This window comes from Pandoraea vervacti (assembly GCF_000934605.2).
Classification (GTDB): Bacteria; Pseudomonadota; Gammaproteobacteria; order Burkholderiales; family Burkholderiaceae; genus Pandoraea; species Pandoraea vervacti.
In genome coordinates this window covers 1,593,620-1,616,559 of sequence record NZ_CP010897.2, presented here as the reverse complement: position 1 = coordinate 1,616,559, position 22,940 = coordinate 1,593,620, and the positions used below count along the sequence as shown (strand labels likewise).

At 64.7% G+C, this 22,940-nt stretch carries 19 protein-coding genes; 10 read left to right on the top strand and 9 right to left on the bottom strand.

Annotation, left to right across the window (positions count from 1 at the left end; all coding sequences use genetic code 11):
• Positions 1-165 precede the first annotated feature (165 nt).
• A complete protein-coding gene (gene hpnE / locus UC34_RS07300) occupies positions 166-1,410 on the bottom strand; it encodes a hydroxysqualene dehydroxylase HpnE (protein WP_044454991.1) in 1,245 nt (414 codons plus the stop codon).
• The gene (hpnD, locus tag UC34_RS07295) at positions 1,410-2,258 is read right to left on the bottom strand and encodes a presqualene diphosphate synthase HpnD (RefSeq protein WP_084070427.1); all 849 of its coding nucleotides are present in this window, start codon (positions 2,256-2,258) and stop codon (positions 1,410-1,412) included. The genes hpnE and hpnD overlap by 1 nt, the downstream gene beginning before the upstream one ends.
• A 288-nt stretch (positions 2,259-2,546) precedes the next feature.
• Here hpnD and hpnC point away from each other — a divergent pair, with 288 nt between their 5' ends.
• The 3 genes from hpnC to UC34_RS07280 all read left to right on the top strand — a co-directional run bounded on the left by hpnC (position 2,547) and on the right by UC34_RS07280 (position 6,160).
• Positions 2,547-3,401 (top strand): squalene synthase HpnC, encoded by an 855-nt coding sequence (hpnC, locus tag UC34_RS07290; RefSeq protein ID WP_044454989.1) that lies wholly within the window; start codon positions 2,547-2,549, stop codon positions 3,399-3,401.
• Positions 3,402-3,824: 423 nt separating this feature from the next.
• A complete protein-coding gene (locus UC34_RS07285) occupies positions 3,825-4,775 on the top strand; it encodes a DMT family transporter (protein ID WP_237165264.1) in 951 nt (316 codons plus the stop codon).
• 176 nt (positions 4,776-4,951) lie between these two features.
• Positions 4,952-6,160, top strand: coding sequence for an NAD(P)H-dependent flavin oxidoreductase (locus UC34_RS07280; RefSeq protein ID WP_044454987.1), 1,209 nt, complete (start codon positions 4,952-4,954; stop codon positions 6,158-6,160).
• On the opposite strand, the gene UC34_RS07275 is transcribed toward UC34_RS07280, so the two are convergent.
• Positions 6,061-6,636: a hypothetical protein gene (locus UC34_RS07275; protein WP_044454985.1), complete on the bottom strand. Its 576-nt coding sequence runs from the start codon at positions 6,634-6,636 to the stop codon at positions 6,061-6,063. The two genes, UC34_RS07280 and UC34_RS07275, sit on opposite strands and share 100 nt — an antisense overlap.
• A gap of 406 nt (positions 6,637-7,042) precedes the next feature.
• Here UC34_RS07275 and UC34_RS07270 point away from each other — a divergent pair, with 406 nt between their 5' ends.
• Both UC34_RS07270 and UC34_RS07265 read left to right on the top strand, forming a co-directional pair.
• The gene (locus UC34_RS07270; protein WP_044454983.1) at positions 7,043-7,645 is read left to right on the top strand and encodes a response regulator transcription factor; all 603 of its coding nucleotides are present in this window, start codon (positions 7,043-7,045) and stop codon (positions 7,643-7,645) included.
• Positions 7,646-7,673: 28 nt separating this feature from the next.
• Complete coding sequence (locus UC34_RS07265) at positions 7,674-9,272, top strand: sensor histidine kinase (protein ID WP_084070425.1); 1,599 nt, start codon at positions 7,674-7,676, stop codon at positions 9,270-9,272.
• A gap of 58 nt (positions 9,273-9,330) precedes the next feature.
• On the opposite strand, the gene UC34_RS07260 is transcribed toward UC34_RS07265, so the two are convergent.
• Entirely contained in the window at positions 9,331-10,242 is a 912-nt protein-coding gene (locus UC34_RS07260; protein ID WP_044454979.1) for a bifunctional GNAT family N-acetyltransferase/nucleoside diphosphate kinase regulator, read from the bottom strand.
• A gap of 260 nt (positions 10,243-10,502) precedes the next feature.
• On the opposite strand from UC34_RS07260, the gene UC34_RS07255 reads away from it, so the two are divergent.
• On the top strand, positions 10,503-11,111 hold the full coding sequence (locus tag UC34_RS07255) for a glutathione S-transferase family protein (RefSeq protein WP_044454977.1): 609 nt from the start codon (positions 10,503-10,505) through the stop codon (positions 11,109-11,111).
• A 62-nt stretch (positions 11,112-11,173) separates the two neighbouring features.
• Here UC34_RS07255 and UC34_RS07250 read toward each other — a convergent pair whose 3' ends face one another.
• The 3 genes from UC34_RS07250 to macA form a co-directional block, all read right to left on the bottom strand.
• On the bottom strand, positions 11,174-12,655 hold the full coding sequence (locus UC34_RS07250; RefSeq protein WP_418303923.1) for an efflux transporter outer membrane subunit: 1,482 nt from the start codon (positions 12,653-12,655) through the stop codon (positions 11,174-11,176).
• 86 nt (positions 12,656-12,741) lie between these two features.
• On the bottom strand, positions 12,742-14,811 hold the full coding sequence (locus tag UC34_RS07245) for a MacB family efflux pump subunit (protein ID WP_044457867.1): 2,070 nt from the start codon (positions 14,809-14,811) through the stop codon (positions 12,742-12,744).
• A 123-nt stretch (positions 14,812-14,934) separates the two neighbouring features.
• Positions 14,935-16,137, bottom strand: a complete 1,203-nt coding sequence (gene macA / locus UC34_RS07240; protein WP_044454976.1) for a macrolide transporter subunit MacA — start codon at positions 16,135-16,137, stop codon at positions 14,935-14,937.
• A 228-nt stretch (positions 16,138-16,365) separates the two neighbouring features.
• On the opposite strand from macA, the gene UC34_RS07235 reads away from it, so the two are divergent.
• Complete coding sequence (locus UC34_RS07235; protein WP_044454975.1) at positions 16,366-17,001, top strand: trimeric intracellular cation channel family protein; 636 nt, start codon at positions 16,366-16,368, stop codon at positions 16,999-17,001.
• Between the two features lie 26 nt (positions 17,002-17,027).
• On the opposite strand, the gene UC34_RS07230 is transcribed toward UC34_RS07235, so the two are convergent.
• Positions 17,028-18,365 carry a citrate synthase gene (locus UC34_RS07230; protein ID WP_237165263.1) on the bottom strand — a complete coding sequence of 446 codons (1,338 nt, stop codon included), beginning with the start codon at positions 18,363-18,365 and terminating at the stop codon, positions 17,028-17,030.
• A 191-nt stretch (positions 18,366-18,556) separates the two neighbouring features.
• On the opposite strand from UC34_RS07230, the gene UC34_RS07225 reads away from it, so the two are divergent.
• The 3 genes from UC34_RS07225 to UC34_RS07215 are packed head-to-tail and all read left to right on the top strand — an operon-like array spanning position 18,557 to position 21,765.
• Positions 18,557-19,921 (top strand): MFS transporter, encoded by a 1,365-nt coding sequence (locus UC34_RS07225; protein WP_044454973.1) that lies wholly within the window; start codon positions 18,557-18,559, stop codon positions 19,919-19,921.
• A gap of 43 nt (positions 19,922-19,964) precedes the next feature.
• A complete protein-coding gene (locus UC34_RS07220; RefSeq protein WP_044454971.1) occupies positions 19,965-20,954 on the top strand; it encodes a substrate-binding domain-containing protein in 990 nt (329 codons plus the stop codon).
• Between the two features lie 49 nt (positions 20,955-21,003).
• Complete coding sequence (locus tag UC34_RS07215) at positions 21,004-21,765, top strand: class II aldolase/adducin family protein (RefSeq protein WP_044454970.1); 762 nt, start codon at positions 21,004-21,006, stop codon at positions 21,763-21,765.
• Between the two features lie 163 nt (positions 21,766-21,928).
• On the opposite strand, the gene argC is transcribed toward UC34_RS07215, so the two are convergent.
• Positions 21,929-22,855: an N-acetyl-gamma-glutamyl-phosphate reductase gene (gene argC, locus UC34_RS07210; protein WP_044457865.1), complete on the bottom strand. Its 927-nt coding sequence runs from the start codon at positions 22,853-22,855 to the stop codon at positions 21,929-21,931.
• Positions 22,856-22,940 lie beyond the last annotated feature (85 nt).

Genomic DNA, 22,940 nt, shown 5'->3' with positions numbered 1-22,940 from the left:
TTGAGGTCCACGGCCGTGGCAGTGGCCGTGCGTCGCGCTTCCTTGTCGGAAGCATCGCGTATCGTATCCATGGCGTTCTTGCCTTCTCAAAGGCGATAGAGCGGCGCGTGGTTCGCGCCGGTTAAACATGTGGAGCAGCCATCACGACGGCATCTGCCGCAGCGTTCACAGCAGGTCGGCCGCCCGATTCCCGCTGCGCAGCGCGCCTTCGATCGTGGCGGGCAGCCCGGTGGCTGTCCAATCTCCTGCGAGCACGAGGTTACGCCAGCGTGTCTTCGCTCCCGGGCGACGCTTGTCCTGCGCGGGCGTCGCCGCAAACGTGGCGCGCTTCTCGCGCACCAGTTGCCACACCGGCATCGGTGTGGCGGGCAGGTTACAGGCCTTCGCGACCTCTTCCCAGATCCGCAGCGCGAGCGATTCGCGCGATTCGTCGAGCAGGTGGTCGGCGCCGCTGATCGTGACCGACAAACGGCCGTCGAACGCGAAAATCCAGTCGCTCACGCCGTTCACCACGCCGATCATCGGCGGACAGCCCGGTGGCGGCGGCACCTGATAGTGTGCGTTGACGATGGCCCGATATTCGTCGGGCGTCGTCAGATCCGGCACCAGCGACGCCGCCACATTCGGCGGCACGGCGAGCACCACGGCGTCATCCGCCGACAGCGCCTCGGGACCGTCGCCGAAATCGATCGCTTCGACACGGCAGCTGTGCGGCGCGTAGTGCAGCGCACGCACACGATGCTGCATCATCACGCGCGCGCCCTTCGCCGCCAGATACGCCAGCGCAGGGGTCACGAACGACACATCCAACCCTTCGCTGGCGATGAGCGGATGGCAAGCCTTGCCGCCCGGCACGAGCGTCTCGCGAATCACCGCCCCGGCCATTTGTGCAGAGCCTTCGGCCGGATCGGCGTTGAGCACCGCAAGGAACAGCGGATGAATCAGCCGCTTGTACAGCACGGGCGGGCAGTTCATCGCCTCGGTCATTGTGGCTTGCGGACCGGCCCGCAGCAACGGCGCGAGCGACAGGTAGTCCGACCACTTCGTGCCCGGCACACGCGCGCCTTTGTCGAAGATCCACCATGGCAGACGCCCTTCCGACAGGCGTACCGTCCAGCGTTCGTCGCTCTCGAGGTCGACGAAGGCGAACTCGGCGCGCCCCGGACCGGTGAGCGTGTGCTCCGAGCCGATGGTGCGCGTGAACTCTCGCATCGTCGAATTGCCCGAGAGCACCAGATGGTTGCCGTTATCGATGACGGCGTTCAGTTGCCGGTCGAAGTACGAGCGGCAGCGTCCGCCCGCCTGGGGGGCCGCTTCGTGCAGGACGACGGCGACGCCGCGCGTGGCGAGCCGGACCGCGGCGGCCAGCCCTGCAAGGCCGGCGCCGATGACGTGAACCGTGCGCGCCATCAGAGAACCATCTGCCGCAGCAGCATCAGCATCAGCCGCCAGCGCGGCACCCGCACGCGCTCGCGCGGCACGGCAAAGCCGCGCGCAATGAGTTTGTCGAGAATCGCCCCGTAGGCCTTGGCCATGACCGCCGGCGCGATGACCACGCGGCGCGGATGACGCGCCATGATCGCGCGTGCCCGGGCGTAATGCTCACGTGCCTGCGCAACGAGCGGCGCGCAGGCGCGATCGAGGTTTGCCGCGACGACCGTCTCCGGCGTCACATTCACGATTCCGGCGTCCGCCAGCGTCTCGCGCGGCAGATACACCCGGTCAATGCCGGCATCTTCGTCGATGTCGCGCAAAATGTTGGTCAACTGGAGCGCACGGCCAAGATGGTGCGACAAATCGATACCGTCCTGCTCGGGCATGCCGAACACCTTGACCGACAGGCGGCCGACGGCGCTCGCGACACGGTCGCAATACAGGTCGAGTGTGGCCAGATCCGGGCCCACGATGGGGCCGCACGCATCCATTTCCATGCCGTCGATGACGGCAATGAAGTCTTCGTGCTTCAGCCCGAACTGCCTGACCACGCGGGCAAGGTTCGCGAGCGTCGGGGCCGGGCGGCCATCGTACAGATCGGCCAGATCGCGCCGCCACACGGCCAGACGGGCCATGCGGTTCGCCGACGTGTCGTCGCCGTCATCGGCGATATCGTCCACGGCACGGCAAAAGGCGTAGATCTCGAACATGCCTTCACGCTGCGCAGGCGGCAGAATGCGCATGGCAGCATAGAAACTGCTGCCCGACGCCACGCGTGCGCGACTCTGCTCAGGCGAAATTTCGATCGGTTCGGCGACGCTCACGAGGCTCCTCGTCGTACAGGGGAACAGGGTGACAATGCAAGAAAGCCAGAAAATTCTGACAAAGGCTGAAGTATACCGGGGATTGACGTGACTTTCCCGACAGGATGCAGGGCGATGACATAGAATCTCGGGGCACTCAGCGCCGCCCCGGGATCGTTTCGCGTCATTCTGCCTGGCGATGCGATATCCGGCGATGCCCTGCAACGTCCCGATATCCGGCATCCGATATTCGAAACGCGGGACCCGGGCGGCATTGTCTTCATTTGCCTCATCCGCTTCATCCGCCTGATGACTTCCGACGCCAAGATCGAGCACTACGAGAACTTCCCGGTTGCCAGTGTCCTGCTGCCGCGCGAGATGCGCGCGCCGGTGGGCGTGATCTACAACTTTGCCCGCACGGCGGACGACATTGCCGACGAAGGCGATGCCACCAACGCCGAGCGTCATGCCGGGCTTGCCGCCTATCAGGCCGAACTGGACAAGATCGCCGCCGGCGTGCCGACCTCGCCCGACAAGCCGCTATTCGCTGCGCTTGCGCGCGTGATCGCCGAGCACGAGCTGTCGGTGCAACCCTTCTCCGACCTGCTGTGCGCCTTCGATCAGGACATCGAGAAAAAGCGCTATGCCACGTTCGAGGAGTTGCGCGACTACACGCGGCGCTCCGCCGACCCGGTCGGTCGCATCATGCTCGGTCTGTTCAAGCTCGACACGCCCGAGAACATTGCCTGCTCCGACGATATCTGCTCGGCGCTGCAACTGATCAATTTCTGGCAGGACGTGGAAGTCGACTGGCGTAAGGCGCGCGTGTATCTGCCGCAAGACGACATGGCGCGCTTCGGCGTGTCCGACGCGGACATCGGCGCGCAAAAGTACGACGACAAGTGGCGCGCACTCATGCGTTACGAAGTCGACTTCGCCCGCAAGATGATGCTGCGCGGCGCGCCGCTCGCCAATCGGGTGCCGGGCCGCTTCGGGCTGGAACTGTGCTGCGTGGTGCACGGCGGCCTGCGTATTCTCGACATGATCGAAGCCGTGGACTACGACGTGTTTCGTCACCGCCCCCAACTGGGCAAGGGCGACGGCGTGCGCGTCTTCCTGCGCGGACTGTGCATGAAGCTTAGCGGCACGCCGCCGAAGGCTTGAGGCGCGCGAGCCCCACGCTTCCCGGCATTCCCGGCATTTCCGCTAGCGCTCAATCACGGCCGGTCACCGCCGGTCCCCCACGTCCCTCGCCGTCGTGGGCGGCCCGGCAGGTGGCGCCGTGACATCGCCGAACGCCCGCCGCCCACCCGACCGCCCGACCGCCTCCCGACAGCTTCCCCACCGCCACGTCCTGGCACCAATTTTTCCCTCACGTCTGGTGCTTTTCGACGCGCCACGCCTGCCTTACTTTGCTGGGGTGATGGCGTGATGCAATGACGTGCGGCGTCTCGCGCTGACGGGTTGACGGCGCGCCTGATCCTGGCTTGATCCGCGCTTGATCCGTACTTCGTCCGTCCTTCACGCCTCGATCCCGCTTCCACCTCGCTTCCATCTCCCTTCAATCTCACTATGGAGCCCCGGCACGTGAACCTGCCGCCCCGTCCGCAACGTCTTGCCCCGAACCGCGCCTCCATGCGCTCGCACGCCGGCCTGCTGTTCACTATCGTCATCGTGGCCTGGGGCGTGAACTGGCCGGTCAGCAAGGCGTTGCTCGCGCACGTCTCGCCGTGGTGGAGCGCCGCCCTGCGCTCGGTCGTCGGCATGGCGACATTGTTCGTGATCTGCGCCCTCACCCGGCGTCTGGTCCTGCCCAAACGAGGCGATTTACCGGTCATCGTCAGCGTGGGGCTGCTGCATATGGCGGTGTTCTCACTGCTCGTTGCGCTCAGCCTGCAATACGTTCAGGCAGGGCGCTCCGCCGTGCTCGCCTACACCACGCCGCTGTGGGTGATGCCTGCCGCCCGGCTGTGGCTCGGTGAAGCCCTCACCCGGCGACGCGTGTTCGGACTGGCGTGCGGACTGCTCGGGCTGGCGGTGATGTTCAACCCGGCGGCGTTCGACTGGCACGACCGCCACGCGGTCTTCGGCAATGCCCTCGTGCTGCTCGCCGCATTCGTGTGGGCCGTCGCCATCGTTCACATGCGAGCCCACCGATGGATCAGCGGTCCATTCGAACTCAGCCCGTGGCAACTGCTGCTCGCCAGCGTCATCCTGTGCACGATCGCGTTCGCCGTCGACGGTGCGCCCCACATCATCGGCTGGGCCGGGTTCGCCGGATTGCTGTCGTATGGCGGCGTCATCGGCGGCGGCATCGCCTACTGGCTCGCGGGCGTCGTCACCCGCCGGTTGCCGGCGGGTGTGACGTCGCTCGGCCTGCTCGGCGTGCCTGTCGTCGGCACGCTGGCCTCGGCGTCGATACTGCGCGAGTCGCTGGGACTGGACGTGTGGATCGCACTCGCGCTCATCGTTGGCGGCATTGCACTGGGCACGGCCCCTCGCACTGCGACGCCATGCCGCAGCGATGAGGCCGCCTGAGCGCGCGCGGGCTTGACCCATCGCAACATCGGTTCCCCGCATGAGTGCGAGACTGCCGTCGCGGTCGGCCTTCGGCCACTGCTTCGCCGCACCTCGGCCACACCTCGGCTGCATACTGGCTGCACGCCCGATGGCAAGCCCGTGTGCGCCGGCACTTCTCGACGAACGGAACTGACATGAACGCGCAATTGACACTGGCGGGCCGCCAACTGGTACCGGTAGTCCAGGGCGGGATGGGCATCGGCATCTCCGCGCACCGGCTCGCGGGCACGGTCGCGAAACATAACGGCATGGGAACGATCGCGAGCATCGACCTGCGCCATCACCATCCCGACCTGCTCGCGCAAGTCGAAGGCACGCGCGACAAGGCCGCGATCGAAGCCGTCAACCTGATCGCGCTGGAGCGCGAAATCCGCGCCGCGAAAGTCATCGCCGACGGCAACGGACTCATCGCCGTGAACGTGATGAAGGCCGTGAGCGCACACGCGGCGCTGGTGCGACAGGCGTGCGAAAGCGGGGCGGACGCCATCGTCATGGGCGCGGGCCTGCCGCTCGATCTGCCGGAACTGACCGCGTCGCATCCCCACGTCGCCCTGATCCCGATCCTCTCGGATGCGCGCGGCGTGAGTCTCGTGTTGCGCAAGTGGATGAAAAAAGGTCGATTGCCGGACGCCATCGTCATCGAGCATCCGGCGCACGCGGGCGGGCATCTGGGCGCCTCGCGCATCGAGGACCTGGGGGATGCGCGATTCTCGTTCGAGCGAGTGCTGGACGAATGCCGCGAGGTATACGCCTCGCTGGGTATCGAATGGACGCGCGTGCCGTTGATCGTGGCGGGCGGCATCCATCGTCACGAGCACGTGCGGCACTGGCTCGACCAAGGCGCGGCGGGCGTGCAACTGGGCACCGCCTTCGCCGTGACCGAAGAATCGGATGCGCATCCCGCGTTCAAGGAAGTGCTCGCCACCGCACGCCCGGAAGACATCGCCGAGTTCACCAGCGTCGCCGGACTTCCCGCGCGCGCGGTGCTCACGCCGTGGCTCAGAAAGTACCTCTCGCGCGAAGCGGCGTTACAGGCAAAGGCCAGGATGCGGCAGTGCCTCGAAGGCTTCGATTGCCTGCAGGCGTGCGGGCTGCGCGACGGCGTCGCGCGCATCGGTCAGTTTTGCATCGACCTCAAGCTCGCGCAGGCCGTGCGCGGCGATGTCGCCCGAGGACTCTTTTTCCGTGGACGCGACCCGCTGCCGTTTGGCGAACGCATTCGCCCCGTGGCGGACCTGATGCGCTACTTGCTCACCGGCGAGTTGCCGGAGGACATGCGCTCGGCAATACGCTTGTCGAAGAATGCGGCGAGCGCCGGATCGTTGACGGTGAGATCGAACTGACGGTCATCGACGGCCTTGAAATAGCCGTCGCACAACTCAGCCTTGGCGGCCGGTGTCGGCTGGTCGTCGATGGTGTTCGCATACACGACGAACTGCCGCTCGACGAGCATGGGAAACTGGCGGGTCAGGAGGTCGTCGAAGCGCTGGCGCGCCTCAGGGTCGGTGTAGACGGCCTTGAGCTCCGCGCGTACGCGCTGCCCCTCGGCCAGATAGTCGCGATGCCGTGCCTGCCACGCCTGCAGCGCACGCGCGCCGTGTGTTCGGGTCGCCTCGTCGTACAGCCCGCATTTCTGCACGAGGCGATCGAGCACCTGCCCGACGCCCTCGGGAGAGGCAATCGCCGCGCCCATCCGTTCGGCGTCGTTCGTGTATTGGGGCGGCTGTGCGAGGGCGGCCACTGCGCTCATGAGCGCCGCAGCGGCGAGTCCGCTGAAAACACAGGTGTGCAGGCGTCGCAATGCCTTGCCAGGTCGCATGGTTGCCGGATCAAGGGAATGGCGGGCTGCTACGGCCTCGCTCTTGGAGATATCGCATCGGCCACGACGTCGATGACAGCATCTTAGCCGAAGTTATCGTCGTGCGATCGGGCCATGATCGTACTGCCGACGGCGCCCGGGTGACCGTCGGATAGGATCGAGCCCTCGCTTATGGCATTTCCGAGTTTTATGCCCGATTCGCTTGTCTGCTCCGTTCCAGTTCTGGCCGAGACATGACGAAGGCGTCCCGGCAAGGACCGCCCCAGCGGCCCCTTTCTTACTGGACGAGAACGCCTCGATGGCGTGTGCGCGACATGTTACCGGCACATATTTCTGCGAAATTTCGTCGTCGAGTCATTTTTTAGTACGATTTCACTATTCCATTAGAAAAATCGGGGCCAGCGGAATGTCATCTCCTATCAAAGTTTTCTGCATCGAGGACGATCCTGATTCGGCCGACCTGATTCGCGAGGATCTGACGGATCGGGGTTATGTCGTGAAAGTGGCGCACGATTTTTCGGCCGCACTGGCAACGCTTGCCGCCTTCATGCCGGACATCATCGTGTGCGACGTGAACGTGCCCGGCATGACGGGCTTCGAGTTTCTGGAGAGCGCCCGCGGCATCATTCAGGGCGAGCGCAAGATTCCGTTCATCTTCCTGACAGGTAACGCCGACAAGGAATCGATCATGCGCGGGCACAGCACCGGCGCCGACGAATACATGCTCAAACCCGTGGACTTCGACGTGCTCCACACGGTGATCCGCAAGTACACCGAGCATGACGAAGCGCCGGAAGGCACGCCACTGCCGTTCGGACTCACCAAGCGCGAGGTGGAAGTGCTGCAATGGTCGGCGCGCGGCAAGACGTCGGCCGAGATTTCGATCATTCTCGATCTGGGTAAGCGCACCGTGGACTTCCACATCGATAACGCCCGCGAAAAGCTGAACGTCGCCACGCGCACGGAAGCTGTGGTTCGCGCCGCCCTGCTCAACATTATTGCGCTCTGAGTGCGTCGCCGCGCCGGGCTTATCTCGCATGTCGAAAGCATCCTCCTCTCCTGCTGCAACGTCCTCCGGTGCGCCGCTCCCGATCCGGGGACGGATGTATCTCCTGCTCGCGCTGTGTCTCGCTGCGATGATCGCCGTCGGTATCGCGGTGCACTATCAGGTCGATTCGGCGCAGCAACGTGCCATCGCCGCCGAGCGCGCGCAGATCGAGAATTTGAGCGTCCTTGAAGAACTCAACGATTACATCTCGGATTTCCGCACGGTCGAGTCCGAAGCGCTTGCGCCGATGTCTCCCGAGGCGTTCGCGGACATTCGTACGGCGGCGGCCGAGTTCGACGAAAAGATCAAGGTCGCCTCGGAGCGTTACCAGAAGGTGCTGGTGCACGACGAATTCCGTCTGGCCTTCTCAAAATTCCAGTCGCAGTGGGCGCAGTACCGCCGGGCGGCAAATCAGGTGTTTCAACTCGCGCAGAGCGGCAAGCTGAACGACGCTGCGAGGTTTTATCGAGGCGAGTCCGGCGCCAAATACGCGCAGGCGAACAGCACGTTCGGCGCCCTGGTGTTTCGTAGCACCGAATCGCTGATCCGGGACGTCGAGGCGAAGAACACCGATGCGCGCAGGCATCTGCTCAAAATCGACGCGCTGATCGCCGCGATGATCGTGGTGACGCTGCTGTGCCTGGTCTATGTGGACGCGGTGATTCTCCGCCCGTTGACGCACCTGATCCGGATGGCCGGAAATGCGGTCGGCGGCAAGGACAAGTTGCGCCTGCCGTGGCTCTCGCGCGGCGACGAGATCGGCACGCTTTCCCGAACGCTGGCGAAGATTCAGGAAAGCACGGCGTCGCTGGTGCGCAACCAGAAGCTTGCCACGGCAAAGAACACGATGTTGCAGCGTGCCTTGGCGAACGAGGAACGTCTGAACAACTTCCAGAAGACGTTCCGTTCGATGGCCACGCATGAGTTTCGCACGCTGCTCAGCGTCATCGACGGTCACGCGCAGCGTCTGCTCAATCCGCGCAACGAAGAGACGGACTCGAGCCCGCGCTATACGAAGATCCGGGAAGCGGTGGCCAAGCTGAACAACCTGATTCAGAACTGGCTGGACGCGGCGCAAAGTGCGTCGCTGGACGATCCGAAGTTCGGCAAACGCACGGAGCTGTCGTTGCTGGCGCTGCTCGAAGACGTGCGCGGCGTCGGCTCGGACATGTTCCCGAACGCGACAATCACCGTGCAGGCTCCGGCAGGCATCGACAGCCGCATGATCGGCGACAGCAACGTGCTGTTCCACGCATTCATCAATCTCGTGAGCAACGCCACGAAGTACACGTTGGCACAGCCTGCCATCGACATGCGTTTGTCGGACAAGGGCGAAGCGTTCGAGGTGACCTTGCGCGACAACGGTACCGGCATCCCTGCCGACGAACTCAAGGATATCTTCCAGATGTCGTTCCGCTCGCGCAGCAACGCGGTGCTGGAAGACGGCTCGGGTGTCGGTCTGGCGGTGGTCTACGCCGCCATCGAATTCCACAAGGGCACGATCGACGTGGCCAGTCAGGTCGGCGTGGGCACAACCTTTACGATTACCCTGCCGAAGGCCCCCGTGGTCGAGGCGGCGACCGCCTGATACATCTGATACGTCTGATACGTCTGATCATCCGATACGGCGGGGGATGCGCCGGCGGCTATCGGTGGAAGTCGCCTGCGGCTTCGGGCTGATAAAGCACCTTCTCGACGCGAATGCGGCGGGTCCGGTGATGAATCCGCCAATCGATCGCATCCCCTTCCCGGTAGCCGAGGATCGCCGAACCGACGTCCGAGAAAACCGATAGCTTATCGGCGCTGCCATCGGCGTCATCCGGATAGACGAGATCCACCTCCATGGCGTCGTCATCCAGCCGCAGCCGGGCTCGTGAGTTCATCGTGACGACGTCGCCATCCACCTGCCGCGAATCCACGACAACGGCGCGCTCGATCTCATGCGCCAGATCGACCGTGTCGGGGCCGGGTTCCAGTGCAACGAGGCGGCGCAGCCGGGTCTGGTCGATTTCGGTGATGTAGATCTCGGACGACGCACCCATGCGCCCCGCTCGCAGACGCTGAAGATATCGCTCAGAGGTCATGGCGAACGACTTCATCGCCGACGTTTCGCGCTCAAGCACGAACCCGCAGCGAAGGAACGTCCCCAGCGAGCGCGCATTCTCCGTGTGGATCCTGGCAATGAGTTTCTCGGCGCGCATGTCGAAGAAGGCGAACTTCATGCCTTCTCGCAGGGCGCTGGCACCGAGCTTGCGGCCCCAGTTATCGCGATTGCCGATGACAAGGACGATCTCGCAGTCCTGTCCCGTCCTGACGAGGCGCACGAACCCGACGGGTTCGTCGTGCCGGTCATAGGCCATGAAGAACCGACCGCCCTGATTGAACACATGGGTGAGAATCGGTAGCTGGACCCGCTGGACGACTTGCTCGATGGACCGGGAAACATGACGCGAATCGCTCAGATAGCGCACGACGCTCTCGTCTTCGAGCCAGTCGATCAAATGGAATGCATTTGCCCGCGTAATCTCGGGGCACAGAGAAATGAAAGGCTCGCTCATCTTCGCCACACTGGGTTGCAAGAATGAAAGCCTTCCATGGCTTCGGCCATGACGGTTCTTTCGAAGGAACGTCGAATTCTAAACCAGCGTTGCCGAAAGGGCTAATATCGTTGGCAAGTCCAACGTGATTTGGCCGCCCGCCCCGCATCGCGCATACGGGCCACCGAACTGGCCGAACCCGTCAAAGCACTACTGACATTTTTTGTCAGGAAAGCAAGCTAAATTGGTCGCCTGTCGATAACTCACCCAAGGATCTCGCCATGCTGACGCTTTTCCACGCCCCCCGCAGCCGCTCCACGCGTGTCGTTGCATTGCTGCACGAGTTGGGCGCACTTGACGAGGTCAAGATCCAGGTCGTCGGTATCGAGCGTATGGACGGCTCCGGCGGTCATGACACTCGCAATCCGCATCCGGAGGGCAAGGTGCCGCTGCTGGTAGACGGCGATGTGCAGGTCTGGGAGTCAGCGGCCATCATCCAGTACCTTGCCGAACGCTTCCCGGCGAACGATCTGGCCCTTGCCCCCGACCATCCAGAGCGCGGCGCCTATCTCAGCTGGTTCGCCTGGTACGCCGGCGTGCTGGAGCCGGTCATCACGGTGGACTTTGCCGGGCTGCAACATCCGCTGCTGGTCCGAACCTTTCGGACCAAAGCGGAGGCCCTTGGCCGACTCCGCGCAGCGCTGACGAACCGCACCTACCTGGTTGGGGAGCGGTTTACGGCTGCCGATCTGCTGTTGCACTCCGCTTTTGCCTGGATGGGCAAGCCGGGGGATCCGGTCATCGATGCCTGGGTCGATCGTTGCATGGCGCGCCCGAGTGCGGCCTTCGCCATCGCGTTCGATAACGAAGCGCTGGCGGCGGCAAGGTAGTGTGATTGCGACATCCGCGCGCTTCCGTCAGTCGTTTCAGGACGTCAGTTCAGGCGAACGTTTCAGCCCGCTGGCGGCGGGGTCACATCCGAGGCGTTCCCCGCGCCACCCAGCGCCTTGTAAAGCGTCATACGGTTGTTCAAACGACTCAGACGGGTCTGTGCATCGGCCGTTTGCGCCGCACGCAACAGTCTGAGTTGTTCCAGCCACGGTTGCACACCAATAGCGCCGGCCTGATAGCGTGAGCGCAGCAGCGTCTCCGCGCGCTGGGCTTGCGTGAGCGACAGGACACGTTGTTCGCTCTCGAGCGTCAATTGCTCACGCGCGGACAACGCATTCTCGACCTCGCTGAGCGCCGTGAAAAGGCTCTTGCGGAAGTTGACCACCGCTTCCTCGTACTGCGTCTGCGACACCTTGATTTGCAACTGCATCGTGTTCCACTGGATGAACGGCAATGCCAGCCCCAGCCCCAGCGAACCGACCGGATTCTGCAACACGCGCTCCAGCGACGCGCTCGTCGTGCCGAGCTGCCCGGTCAGCGTAAAGGTGGGATAGAAACTCGTGCGGGTGATATCGACGTTGGCCAGCGTGCCGCGCAAACGCAACTCCGACGCGCGCAGATCGGGACGGCGCCCCAGCAACGCTGCGGGCAAACCGGCAGGCACATCGGGCAACGCTTGCGTGGGGAGCACCGACGGTTCCGCCGCCGCCTGCTCCGGCGGACGGTCGAACAGAATCGCGAGCGCGTTGCGGTTCTCGGTGCGCTGCTGTACCAGTTGCGTCAGGGTGGCGCGCTGGTCCGCCAGATTTCCCTCCGTTTGCGCGACATCCAGCCCCGACACCGCACCGGCCGCATAACGCGAGCGCACCAGCGCCAGAATGCGCTCGGTGTAGACGATGTTGCTCTGCGTGTTCGCAATCTGCTGGTTCAGGAAACCGATGGTCCAGTAGAGTTGCGCCGTCGTGGCGATCAGGGACAGGCGCGCGGCCTCGCGATCGGCGTCGGTCGCCTCATATTCCCAGCGCGCTGCGTCGCGTTGCGCCGCGAGCTTGCCCCACAAGTCCAGCTCGTAAGACGCCGTCGCCTGCAAGGTGCCCTTGCGCGCCATCGCATGCGTGTCGAGCGTGCGTGACACGGTGCCGGTGCCGCCCACCGTCACCGATGGCGTCAGGTTCGTATCGGCCAATCCGGCCTGCAATTGGGCCCGGTAGACACGAATGCCCGCCGCGGCCAGATCGTTGTTGACGGCCAGGGCGTCGGTGATGAGCGTGTCGAGCACCGGGTCGCCGAAGGCGCGCCAGAACGCGGGCGCGATCGTCGCCACACGGGTCGCACTGGCGGTGTTGCTCGCGCTGGCCGACGCGTCGGACGGCGCACCGGTCATCGGTGCTCCCGCCCATTGCGCGGGCACCGGCACCGCCGGCAGCGGATCGTGACGCACACCGGCGCAGCCCGCCAGCAACGCCGCCGCGCTCGCCAGTGCGAGCGCCGAGCGGCGCAGGCCATGGACCGGCCAGGTCGACGATATCGTCGGCGCCGACAAACCTGACGAATCTGAACAATCCGTCGAGTCCAACGATTCAGACGAATTGCGAGCGGTCGCTGTCATTCTGGTCATCTGGCAATCCCTCAATCACGCGCAAGCGCTTCGACCGGATCGAGCCGCGCGGCATTGCGCGCGGGCATGAAACCGAACACCACGCCGATGAGCGTCGAGCACAGGAACGCCGTGACCACCGACCCCATCGAAAACACCATCTTCCATTTCTCGACGAACAGGGAGAACAGAAAGCTCGCCCCGAAGGACAGCGCGATACCGATGGCGCCGCCCATCAGGCACACCATCACGGCTTCCACCAGAAACTGCTGCATGATGTCGCTCTGACGCGCCCCCACCGCCATGCGAATCCCGATCTCGCGCGTGCGCTCGGTCACCGACACGATCATGATGTTCATCACGCCGATGCCACCCACGACGAGCGAAATCACGGCAATCAGCGAGAGCAGCAGGGTCAGCGACTGGCTCGTCTTCTCCACCGTCTTCACCACGCTGTCCATGTTGTAGGTGAAGAAATCCTTACGCCCGTGACGCTGCGTCATCAGCGTCTCGAGACTCTTCTCCGCGGCCTTGCTCGGCTGGCCGTCGCGCACCCGCACGGTAATGCTGTCGACGTTGCGCTGACCGAACAGCCGCCCGGCTGCCGTCGTGTACGGCACCCAGATGTTCAGGCTCTTGGTCTCGCCGAACGCGCTCTTTTTCTCGACCGTCACGCCGATCACCACGCACGGCAGATTGCCCACGAAAATCACTTCGCCCAGCGGATTCGGGTTCGCCCCGAACAGCTTGCGCCGTGTGTTCTGATCGATGACGGCCACCTGCGCCTGACGCCGCACCTCATCCGCGCCGAAGGCAATGCCCTGTGCGATCTTCAGGCCACGCACCTGGAAGAAGTGCTCGCCCACGCCCGTGACCATCGCGCTCGCGTCCACGTTGCGGTAACGCAGCAGCAGGCTGCGCGCCGTCTCCGGCGTCGCGCTGTCGACATAGATCTGTTCCGAGAGCGCCAGCGCGTCTTCCGGCACGAGCGTCTGAATCGCCGTCGCCCGGTTGTCGCCCCAGTCCTTGCCGGGATAGATGTTGATCGTGTTCGTGCCGATGCTGCCGATCTCGGCAAGCATGTAGCGCTTCGCCCCCTCGCCGATGGCGACGATGGACACGACCGACGTAATGCCGATGATGATGCCGAGCATCGTCAGGAACGTGCGCAGGCGGTGCGAGATCAGCGCGATCCACGCCATGCGGAACGCCTCGGCGAACCGGTCGATGCCGCCCGTCCAGCGGCGCGGGGGGATCGCCCCGCCATGGCTGGCGTTCACCGACGCCGGGTCGCCCGTCCCTGCCGTTGCCGCGCCCGTTGCCGTTGCTGCCGGCGTCGACGCTGTCGCCCCCGCCGACGTCTCGCCCTCGCCCCCTTCCTGCGACGTCTCGTGCGCCGGTGTCAGGTCCGGCGCGATATCGATCGGCGTATTTTCGCGGTCGTCCACGACCTCGCCGTCGCGAATTTCGATGATGCGACGCGCGTGCGCCGCCACCGACTCATCGTGCGTCACGATGATGACGGTGTGGCCCAGCGCGTTGAGTTCCTTGAGGATGCGAATGACTTCCTTGCCGCTGCGCGTGTCGAGTGCACCGGTCGGCTCGTCCGCCAGAATGACCTCGCCCCCGTTCATCAGCGCCCGCGCGATACTCACACGCTGCTGCTGACCGCCGGACAACTGACTGGGACGATGCGCCGTGCGCTCCGCCAGCCCGAGTCGTTCGAGCAGCATGATGGCGCGCGTGCGCCGCGCCGCATGGGGCGTGCCGGTATAGACGGAGGGCATCTCCACGTTGGACGCAGCGTCGAGGTGCGGCAACAGGTGATAGCGCTGGAAGATGAATCCGAAGTGCTCCCGACGCAGTTGGGCCAGCGCATCGGCGTCCAGGTCGTGGGTCTCGCGGCCAAGCACGCGATAGCTACCTTCGCTCGGATGATCGAGGCACCCGAGAATGTTCATCAGCGTCGACTTGCCCGACCCGGACGCCCCCATGATCGCAACGATCTCGCCGCCTTCGATGGTGAGATGCACGTCGCGCAACACGGTGACGTCCCGCTCGCCGGCCGGAAACCGGCGCGTGATGCCCGTGAGTTCGAGCATCGGATGCGCGTTGACGCCCTCGATGCTCGCGACGGCGGGGTCAATGTCCGCCGACGTCTGACCCACTTGTCGGGGCATTCGATGGGAGGCTTGAGTCATGACGCTCGACTTCCTCGGCTGCATTTACCGGGCGGCGCCCGATGACGCGTCGGTCTGCGCCGGTGGCGTATCTCCCGCCTCGCCGATCACGACACGCTCGTGCGCCGAGAGCCCTTCTCGCACTTCGACGCGCACATTGTTGTTCAGGCCGGTGACGATCTGACGCGTCACCGCCCGGCCGTCCTTGGCGTCCTTGTCCAGTACACGCACTTCGTAGCGGTCCGGGCCGATCTTCTTGCCCAGCGCCGCGACCGGCACGCTCAGCGCCTGTTTCGCCGTGCCCAGCAGCACATTGACCTGCGCCGTCATCGAAATGCGCAGACGATGATCGGCATTGGGCACGTCGAACAGCGCGTTGTAGAACACGGCCGTGTTGTTTCGCGTCGCCCCGCCGCCAAGCGTGCTCTGCGTGTCGAGGAAGTTCTGCGGCGCCGGTTCGATCGCGCGCAGCTTGCCGTAGTAGCGCTTGTCGGGGTCGCCGAGGATGGTGAAGTACGCGGTCTGGCCCGGCGAGATGCGAATCACGTCGGCCTCCGAGACCTGCGCCTTCACGGTGATCGTGTCCATATCGGCCAGCTTCAGAATCACCGGCGCCTGTTGCTGTGCAATCACCGTCTGGCCTTCCTGCGTCACGATCGCGACGACCTGCCCGTCGATCGGCGCGACGATGCGCGTGTAGCCGACGTTCGCGCGTGCCGATTCGATGGCCACGCCGGCCTTGCGGATCTGTGCGTCCAGACCGGCAAGTGCGGCGCGCTGCGTGTCGAGCGTGGCTTGCGCCGATTCGAAGTCCTGGCGTGACGTCGCATCGTCGGGCAGCATCTGGCGCTGACGGGCGAAGGCCAGTTCGGCCTGCTTCAATTGCGCTGCGGTCGAGCGCTTTTGCGCCTGGAGGTTCTGTTCGTCGGCCTCCGCCTGACGCAACGCGTTCTGTGCGAGCACCGGATCGATCTGCGCGAGCCACTGGCCCTTCGTCACCTTGTCGCCGAGCTTGACCTTGAGCGACTTCAACTGCCCGCTGACCTGCGCACCCACGTCCACTTGCTGAAACGCCTGTAGCGTGCCGGTGGCGAGCACGGTGTTCTCGAGGTCGCTGCGCTCAACGCTCGCGCTGAGGTACTGAGGTGGCTTCGGGCTCGCGAGACTGCGAAGGCCGAGCGCCACGAGAACGACGAGCACGACGACGCTGGTAATCAGGTAAGGCCTGCGGCGGATGAACTGGATCATGGAACGGGTTTGGCGAGACCTGCAAGATCACAGGAGGTTGAGAGTTTAAGGGGTTTGGGCGGCGTTCGGGGCCGCTTCTGCCCATTTGTCGTTTCTCCGACAGCAGTGTCGCACCGCCAGCGGGTCGCGAGAACTTGCACAAATCACAGTTCTGCGACTGGAAAACGCAGCAAGACGCGGTCAAAAACGCTTGAAGTGGTATATTCGCCCGGCACGGCAAGGGACATCATGAAAACGGAAATCTTCTACGCGCTTTACCTGGTCGCGATCGTCACGGAAGCGATGTCGGGCGCCATCATGGGGATGCAGCGAGGCATGGACCGCTTCGGGTTGGCCTTCGTGGGCATGGTCACGGCGCTGGGCGGCGGCACCGTCCGCGACGTGCTGTTCGGCCACCACCCGCTCGTCTGGATTGCACACCCCGAGTACTTGCTGCTCACGCTGGGCGCGGCCACGCTGGCATCCATCGTCGCGCGCCACGTGCACAAACTGCGCATGACGTTCATCACGGTCGACGCCATCGGCCTGGCCGCGTTCACGATTCTTGGGTGCGATATCGGCATGACCGTGAGCACGAGTCCGGTCATCGTGGTGCTTGCGGGGGTGCTGACGGGCATTGGCGGCGGTATGCTGCGCGATCTGCTGTGCGGACAGGTGCCGCTGGTGCTGCGCCGGGAGATGTATGCGAGCGTGGCCGTCATCGCCGGTGCCATGTATGTCGCGATGCTGCATTTCGGGGTACCGAACGGTGTGGCGACAGGCGTCGGCTTTGTCGTCGGCTTCGTCATCCGAATGCTGGCAGTGTGGTTCGGGTGGCGCTTTCGCACGTTCGAAAACGAAGCCCCGTCCGAGCCGATGCATTGACGCGCTAAGGCGCGTGGCGACGATTCTTACCGCGCGGCCAACGACGACGCCGGCGCCTCAAACGCGCCGAACGTCTCGGCGTCGACCGGCGCGCCGAAGCCATACTTCGCCCGCGGGCGCAGCATGAAGGCCTGGGTGCGTTGTTCCATGACATGCGCGACCCAGCCTGCCGAGCGACCGATGATCCACATCGCGGTCGAGGCGCCGTCGGGCAATCCCAGTGCCCGGGCGAGCGCCACCAGCCCGGTCGCCAGACCGGCGTGGGCGTTCAGTTCGGTGCGCATGCGTTCGAGGAAATCGAGCGTGAGACGCGTGTTCCTGCGCCGATGCTCGTCGATGGTGACGTCGTCGGTCTCACGCATCAATTCGCCCGCGATCTGCATCATCAGGTCGGCCCGTGCATCGCCGCCGGGGTACAACGGGTGATTGAACCCAAGCAGGCTCGCGCCGTACTCGCGCACACGATCGATGCGGGTGTCGAGCGCGTCGTACGGCTCGCAAAACAACAGGGTCTCGATCTTCTCCGTACTCGTGCCCGTCGTGAAGCCGATATGCGACCCGATGGCCGCCGCGACGCAACCGAAGAGATCGGCGTTGGTCGACGCTGCCACACGGGCAGAAAACGTGGCCGGCGCCAATTCGTTGTCCGCCAGCACCACGAGCGCGGCATTCATCGCGCGCAGCCTGGCGTTGGTCACCACGCTTCCTGCCGCGCGCAGCAAATGCGCGGCGATGTTCTCGTTGCGCTCGCGCGCGACGAACCGCTGTTGCGGGCCAAGAAATCCCACGCATCCGACCATGCAATGCAACATCGCCCGGGCCGCCTGCACCGCGGCGCCGTCGGCCAGCTCCCGCGCGCCGCGCCCGTGCATGGCCAGTGCGAACGGCACCATCCCCAGCAAATTGCCGATGTCCGCGCTCGCGACCTGAGCGTCGTAAGTCGAGAGGAAACGCAGCACATCGGTTGGCGTCTCCTGCATCGGCCACTCGGCGATGCTGTCCTGCCAGATGCCGGTCATCAGTAAATGCACGACCGACTCGAACGACGCCCCGCCGCTCGCCAGATCGATGGCCAGCCGGTTGCGATAGCGCGGGCCGTGCGGCGTGATCTGCGTGATGGCCGAGTGCAACACCGGATCGCCGAAACGCATGGTGGATTCGGCGACCGCCCCGGTCGGCGCGCGCCCGCGCTTGCGGGTGGCCAGGCGCTCGACGTCGCGCCGCAGGTACAGGCTCTTGCGGCCATCCTCGTGCGGCCGCGCACGAATCAGTCCCCGGCTCACATAGGCGTAAAGCGTGGCCGGTTTGATGTCGAGCATGGCGAGCACCTCTTCGCGCGTCATCAGGTCGGTTTGCTGCGTCATCGTCTGCCTCATCGGTGTTTTTCAGCGCACTACGACAGTGCCGCAGCACATCTTGCCACATTCATATTGACTTTAAAAATCAATATTGATAAACAAAAAACCGATCAGTAAAGTCGTCTCCGCAAACATCACAAAGACACTGCACCCCGGTTCGGCCGTGGGTCGACAGGTCGCGCCAACGGAGACAACGCATGACACCGGACCTACCCTCGCGAGCGCCTGTACGCATCGACGTTCGAGACGCGCTCCAATCGGCCCCGCTGGGGGCATTCCATTTCCGACTGGCGACGTTGCTCGCATTGATCCTGCTGTTCGACGGCTTCGATCTGTACAACGCCGCTTACATCGTTCACGACGTCACTGCGTTGTGGCGTCTCTCGCCCAGTCAGATCGGCCTGTTGCTGTCCTGCGGGCTGGCAGGCTTTGCCGTCGGATCCGCCGTCTCGGGGCCGTTTAGCGATCGCATCGGACGTCGCCGCGTGCTGCTCGCCGGCATCTGGCTCTCGGGCGTCATGAGTCTGGCCATCGCCCTGTTCGCCCACGATCTGCGCGCCTTCATCGCGCTGCGCTTCGTCATGGGCATTTCACTGGGCCTGCTCATGCCGGTGGCGGTCACCTACATCAACGAAATCGCCCCCAAGCGCAGCGCGAACGTCTTCACCATCGTGTTCTTTTCCTGCGGCTGGATTGGTGGCGCGACGGCGTCCGGCTTCATTGCGGCATGGCTCATCCCGCAATACGGCTGGCAAAGCATGTATTACGTGGGCGCGCTGTCGGTCGTGCTGGCGCTCGCGCTGCAATTCGTGTTGCCGGAGTCGGTCTCGTTTCTCGCGAGCCGCGGACGACAGGACGAAGTGCGTGCCCAGTTGCGCCGTCTATGGCCCGCGCGGGCGAACGAGTTTGCCGACGCGACCTTCACGTCTGCCGACGCCGGCGTGAAGGCCGGTTCGGTCGCCGCCCTCTTCTCGCCCGAATTCCGACGTCAGACGATCTGCCTCTGGTCGATGGGCGCGCTCTCGCTTTTCTCGTCGTACGGTTTGTCGGGCTGGTTGCCCACGATCATGCTCAAGCGCGGCGAGAACCTCTCGACGAGCTTTGCGTACGGCTCGTTGCTGGTCTTCGCCTCGGCGTTCGGCAGCCTGCTCACTGGCGTGGTCGCGGACCGTATCGGCAACCGGCGTCTGGCGATGTCGCTCGCGTGGCTGTGCGGCGCGGCGGCCATCGGGGTGCTGGCAACGATCACCGGGGGCTCGGTGACATTCGTGGGCATCGTGGTCGCAGGCATGTTCGTGATCGGCACGCAGACCGTGCTCAACAACCTCGTGGCCGTGAGCTATCCGACCGAGATTCGGAGCACGGGCGTGGGTCTTTATCTCGGCATCGCCCGTGTGGGCGCCATGTGCGGCCCGGCCATTGCGGGCGTCCTCCAACAGGCCACCGGCGGTGCGGGAACGATGTTCTTCGTCCTGGGCGCCGCCCTCGTCACGGCCGCTGCCCTGGTGTTCCTCGTCGCGCGGCCCGAAAACCTGCCGAAGGCGCCCGCTTTCGGTCACTGAGTCCCGTCGGCTCCCTCCGTCTGGAATTGCTTCGGAACGTTTCATGAACAAACTGACCCTCTCGCTCGCCGTGAACGACTACGATCACGTGCGCGATCTGCTCGACGGGCGCGTCGCGGCGCAAGGCATCGACCTCGTGCCGTCGGTGTTGCCGGTCGAAGAGATCTTCTACCGCACGACGCATTTTCAGGAGTGGGATCTCTCGGAGATGTCGCTCGCGAAGTATGCGTCGCTGCGCTCGCAGGGCGATGACCGTCTGATCGGGCTGCCGGTCTTTCCCTCGCGGGTGTTCCGCCTGTCGTCGCTCTATGTGCGCGCGCACGGCAACGTGTCATCGCCCGCCGCGTTGCGCGGCAAGCGCATCGGCGTTCCCGAGTGGGCGCAGACGGCGTCGGTCTACTCGCGCGGCTGGCTCGCGCACGATCAGGGCGTGGCGCTCTCCGATGTCGAGTGGGTGCAGGCGGGCGTCAATCAGGCGGGACGTCGCGAGAAGGTCGCCGTGCGCATGCCCGAGGGGGTGCGCTACCGCGCGTCGCCGGACAAGTCGCTCACGGCGATGCTGCTCGACGGCGAGATCGACGCGATTCTCAGTGCGCGCCCCCCGGCCCCGCCGCCAGGGCGCGAGCAGGACATCGTGCGACTGTTGCCCGACTTCGAGACGGCCGAGCGCGAGTACTTCGCGCGCACCGGCATTTTCCCGATCATGCATCTGATCGTAATGCGTCGCGAGATCTTCACCGCGAACCGCTGGATCGCCAACCATCTCGTGAAGGCTTTCACACAGGCCAAGGACGCCAGCCTCGCCCGGCTCGACGACATTACCTGTTCGCACTTTCCGTTGCCGTGGATGAGCCAGCGCGCCGCACAGGCAAGGGAAATGTTCGGCAGCGATCCGTGGCCGTACGGCGTCGCGCCCAATCGCGTCACGCTCGACGCTTTCCTGCGCTTTGCCTTCGAGCAAGGCGTCTGCCACCGCGCCATGCAGGCCGACGAACTGTTTCCCCCCGAGGTCGGGGCCGCGGTCCGCGTTTGACGCCGCCTCGACGTTTCAACCTTTTCGACTCCCCGTCGCCAACATCATCATGCAAGCCAACGCCCCCTACACCCCTGCCGCCACCGAACACGACGCGATGACGATCGCGCAGCTGCGCGAAGACCTGGCTGCCGCCAATCACATCCTCGCCAATCACGGCGTGCTCGACGGCTTCGGCCATGTCAGCGTACGCGATCCGCGCAATCCCGCGCACTTCCTCATTGCCCAGTCGATGGCCCCTGAGCTTGTCTCGCCGGACGACATCCTCACGCTGGACTTCGACTGCCAGCCGGTCGATGGCGACACGCGCAAGCGCTATCTGGAAACGTGGATACACAGCGAGATCTATCGGGCCCGCCCCGACGTCAAGGCCATTGTGCATAGCCATTCGCCGTCGGTCATCCCGTTTGCCGCATCGTCCGTGCGGCTGCGCCCGGTGTATCACATGGCGGGCTTTCTCGGCAGCGGCGCGCCGGTGTTCGACATCCGCCACTGCTTCGGTTGTACGGACATGCTCGTGCGTAACAGCGAGCAAGGCAAGGCGCTGGCCGAATCGCTGGGCGACTCGGATGTCGCGCTCATGCGCGGCCACGGTTTCGTGGCGAGCGCACCGTCGCTGCCTGCCGCCGTCTACCGGGCGATCTACACCGAACTGAACGCGGGCATGCAGTCGAAGGCCATCGCGCTCGGCGGTGAAGTGACCTACCTCACCGAAGAGGAAGGCCAGCGCTCCACGCAAACCAATCTCGGTGTCATGGAGCGCCCCTGGACCTTGTGGAAACGTCAGGCGGCAGCATTGCGTGGCGACTGACGGCGCTTGATGGGCGACTGATGGTGACCACGCATGACCGGCGGATGGTAGGTCAGCGTCTGCGCGAGCGCGCGCTACGAACGCTCATCCGCGAAACCAACGATCGGGAGCACATGGGGGTCGAGTGAGCGGCGCGTGAGCCTGCGCGCCGGACACGGGCAACTCACAGCCCGAGCATCAGATCCAGATTCTGAACCGCCGCGCCCGATGCGCCTTTGCCGAGGTTATCGAACACGGCCGCCAGCAGGATCTGACCGTTTTCGTCGTTCGAAAATACGCTCAGTTGCATCAGATTCGTGCCGTTCAGCGCTTCCGGATCGAGCTGTTTGACAACGCCCGGCGCCTGCATCGGCATGACCTTCACGAAGGTCTCGTCGGCATAGTGCGCCGAAAGGCAATCGTGTAGCGCGACGCCATCCACGCCGGGGCTCAGCAAACGGGTCTCCAGGGGAATCGTCAGCACGATCCCTTGCCGATACGCGCCGTACGACGGCACGAACATCGGACGAAACGCGAGTCCCGCGTGCTTCACGATCTCCGGCGGGTGCTTGTGCGCGAGCTCCAGCCCGTAGACGCGAAACTGCGAGCGATTCATTGCCCCCGGCCCCTCGTGCGCCTCGACGCTGGCGCGCCCGCCGCCCGAATAGCCCGATACGGCATTCACGCTGATCGGATAGTCACGCGGAATCAATCCGGCATCGAGCAGCGGGCGCAATAGCGCGATGGCCCCCGTCGGATAACAGCCCGGGTTGGTGACCCGACGGGCCTCGGCCACGCGCGCTGCCTGGCCCTTCACCATCTCGGGAAAGCCGTACACCCAATCGGCATGGGTGCGGTGCGCCGAACTCGCGTCGATCACGCGCACACGGGGATTGACGATGGACGCTGCCGCGTCACGCGCCGCAGCATCCGGCAGGCACAGCATGGCGATATCGCACTCGTTGATGGCCTGCGCGCGCCGCAGCGGATCCTTGCGATGCGCGTCCGGGAGCGTGAGCAGCGCAATGTCGGTGCGCCCACGCAGCTTCTCGTGAATCTGCAAGCCCGTGGTGCCTTGATCGCCATCGATGAAAATCAGCGGAGAAGCCATGTCGAATGCCTCGCGAATCGGTCGTGAACCTTGTGGAAGTGATATCTTCACGCCACGAGCCGAATAAAAAAAGTTGAATTTCATG

Coding starts and splice junctions, on each gene's coding strand:
- UC34_RS07260 (WP_044454979.1), bottom strand. CDS start 10,242: ATGAGCGAGCCTTTCATTTCTCTGTGCCCCGAGATTACGCGGGCAAAT.
- UC34_RS07235 (WP_044454975.1), top strand. CDS start 16,366: ATGAAAACGGAAATCTTCTACGCGCTTTACCTGGTCGCGATCGTCACG.
- UC34_RS07230 (WP_237165263.1), bottom strand. CDS start 18,365: ATGACGCAGCAAACCGACCTGATGACGCGCGAAGAGGTGCTCGCCATG.
- UC34_RS07245 (WP_044457867.1), bottom strand. CDS start 14,811: ATGCTCGAACTCACGGGCATCACGCGCCGGTTTCCGGCCGGCGAGCGG.
- UC34_RS07270 (WP_044454983.1), top strand. CDS start 7,043: ATGTCATCTCCTATCAAAGTTTTCTGCATCGAGGACGATCCTGATTCG.
- hpnC (WP_044454989.1), top strand. CDS start 2,547: ATGACTTCCGACGCCAAGATCGAGCACTACGAGAACTTCCCGGTTGCC.
- UC34_RS07265 (WP_084070425.1), top strand. CDS start 7,674: ATGTCGAAAGCATCCTCCTCTCCTGCTGCAACGTCCTCCGGTGCGCCG.
- UC34_RS07280 (WP_044454987.1), top strand. CDS start 4,952: ATGAACGCGCAATTGACACTGGCGGGCCGCCAACTGGTACCGGTAGTC.
- UC34_RS07225 (WP_044454973.1), top strand. CDS start 18,557: ATGACACCGGACCTACCCTCGCGAGCGCCTGTACGCATCGACGTTCGA.
- argC (WP_044457865.1), bottom strand. CDS start 22,855: ATGGCTTCTCCGCTGATTTTCATCGATGGCGATCAAGGCACCACGGGC.
- macA (WP_044454976.1), bottom strand. CDS start 16,137: ATGATCCAGTTCATCCGCCGCAGGCCTTACCTGATTACCAGCGTCGTC.
- UC34_RS07220 (WP_044454971.1), top strand. CDS start 19,965: ATGAACAAACTGACCCTCTCGCTCGCCGTGAACGACTACGATCACGTG.
- hpnE (WP_044454991.1), bottom strand. CDS start 1,410: ATGGCGCGCACGGTTCACGTCATCGGCGCCGGCCTTGCAGGGCTGGCC.
- UC34_RS07215 (WP_044454970.1), top strand. CDS start 21,004: ATGCAAGCCAACGCCCCCTACACCCCTGCCGCCACCGAACACGACGCG.
- UC34_RS07255 (WP_044454977.1), top strand. CDS start 10,503: ATGCTGACGCTTTTCCACGCCCCCCGCAGCCGCTCCACGCGTGTCGTT.
- UC34_RS07275 (WP_044454985.1), bottom strand. CDS start 6,636: ATGCGACCTGGCAAGGCATTGCGACGCCTGCACACCTGTGTTTTCAGC.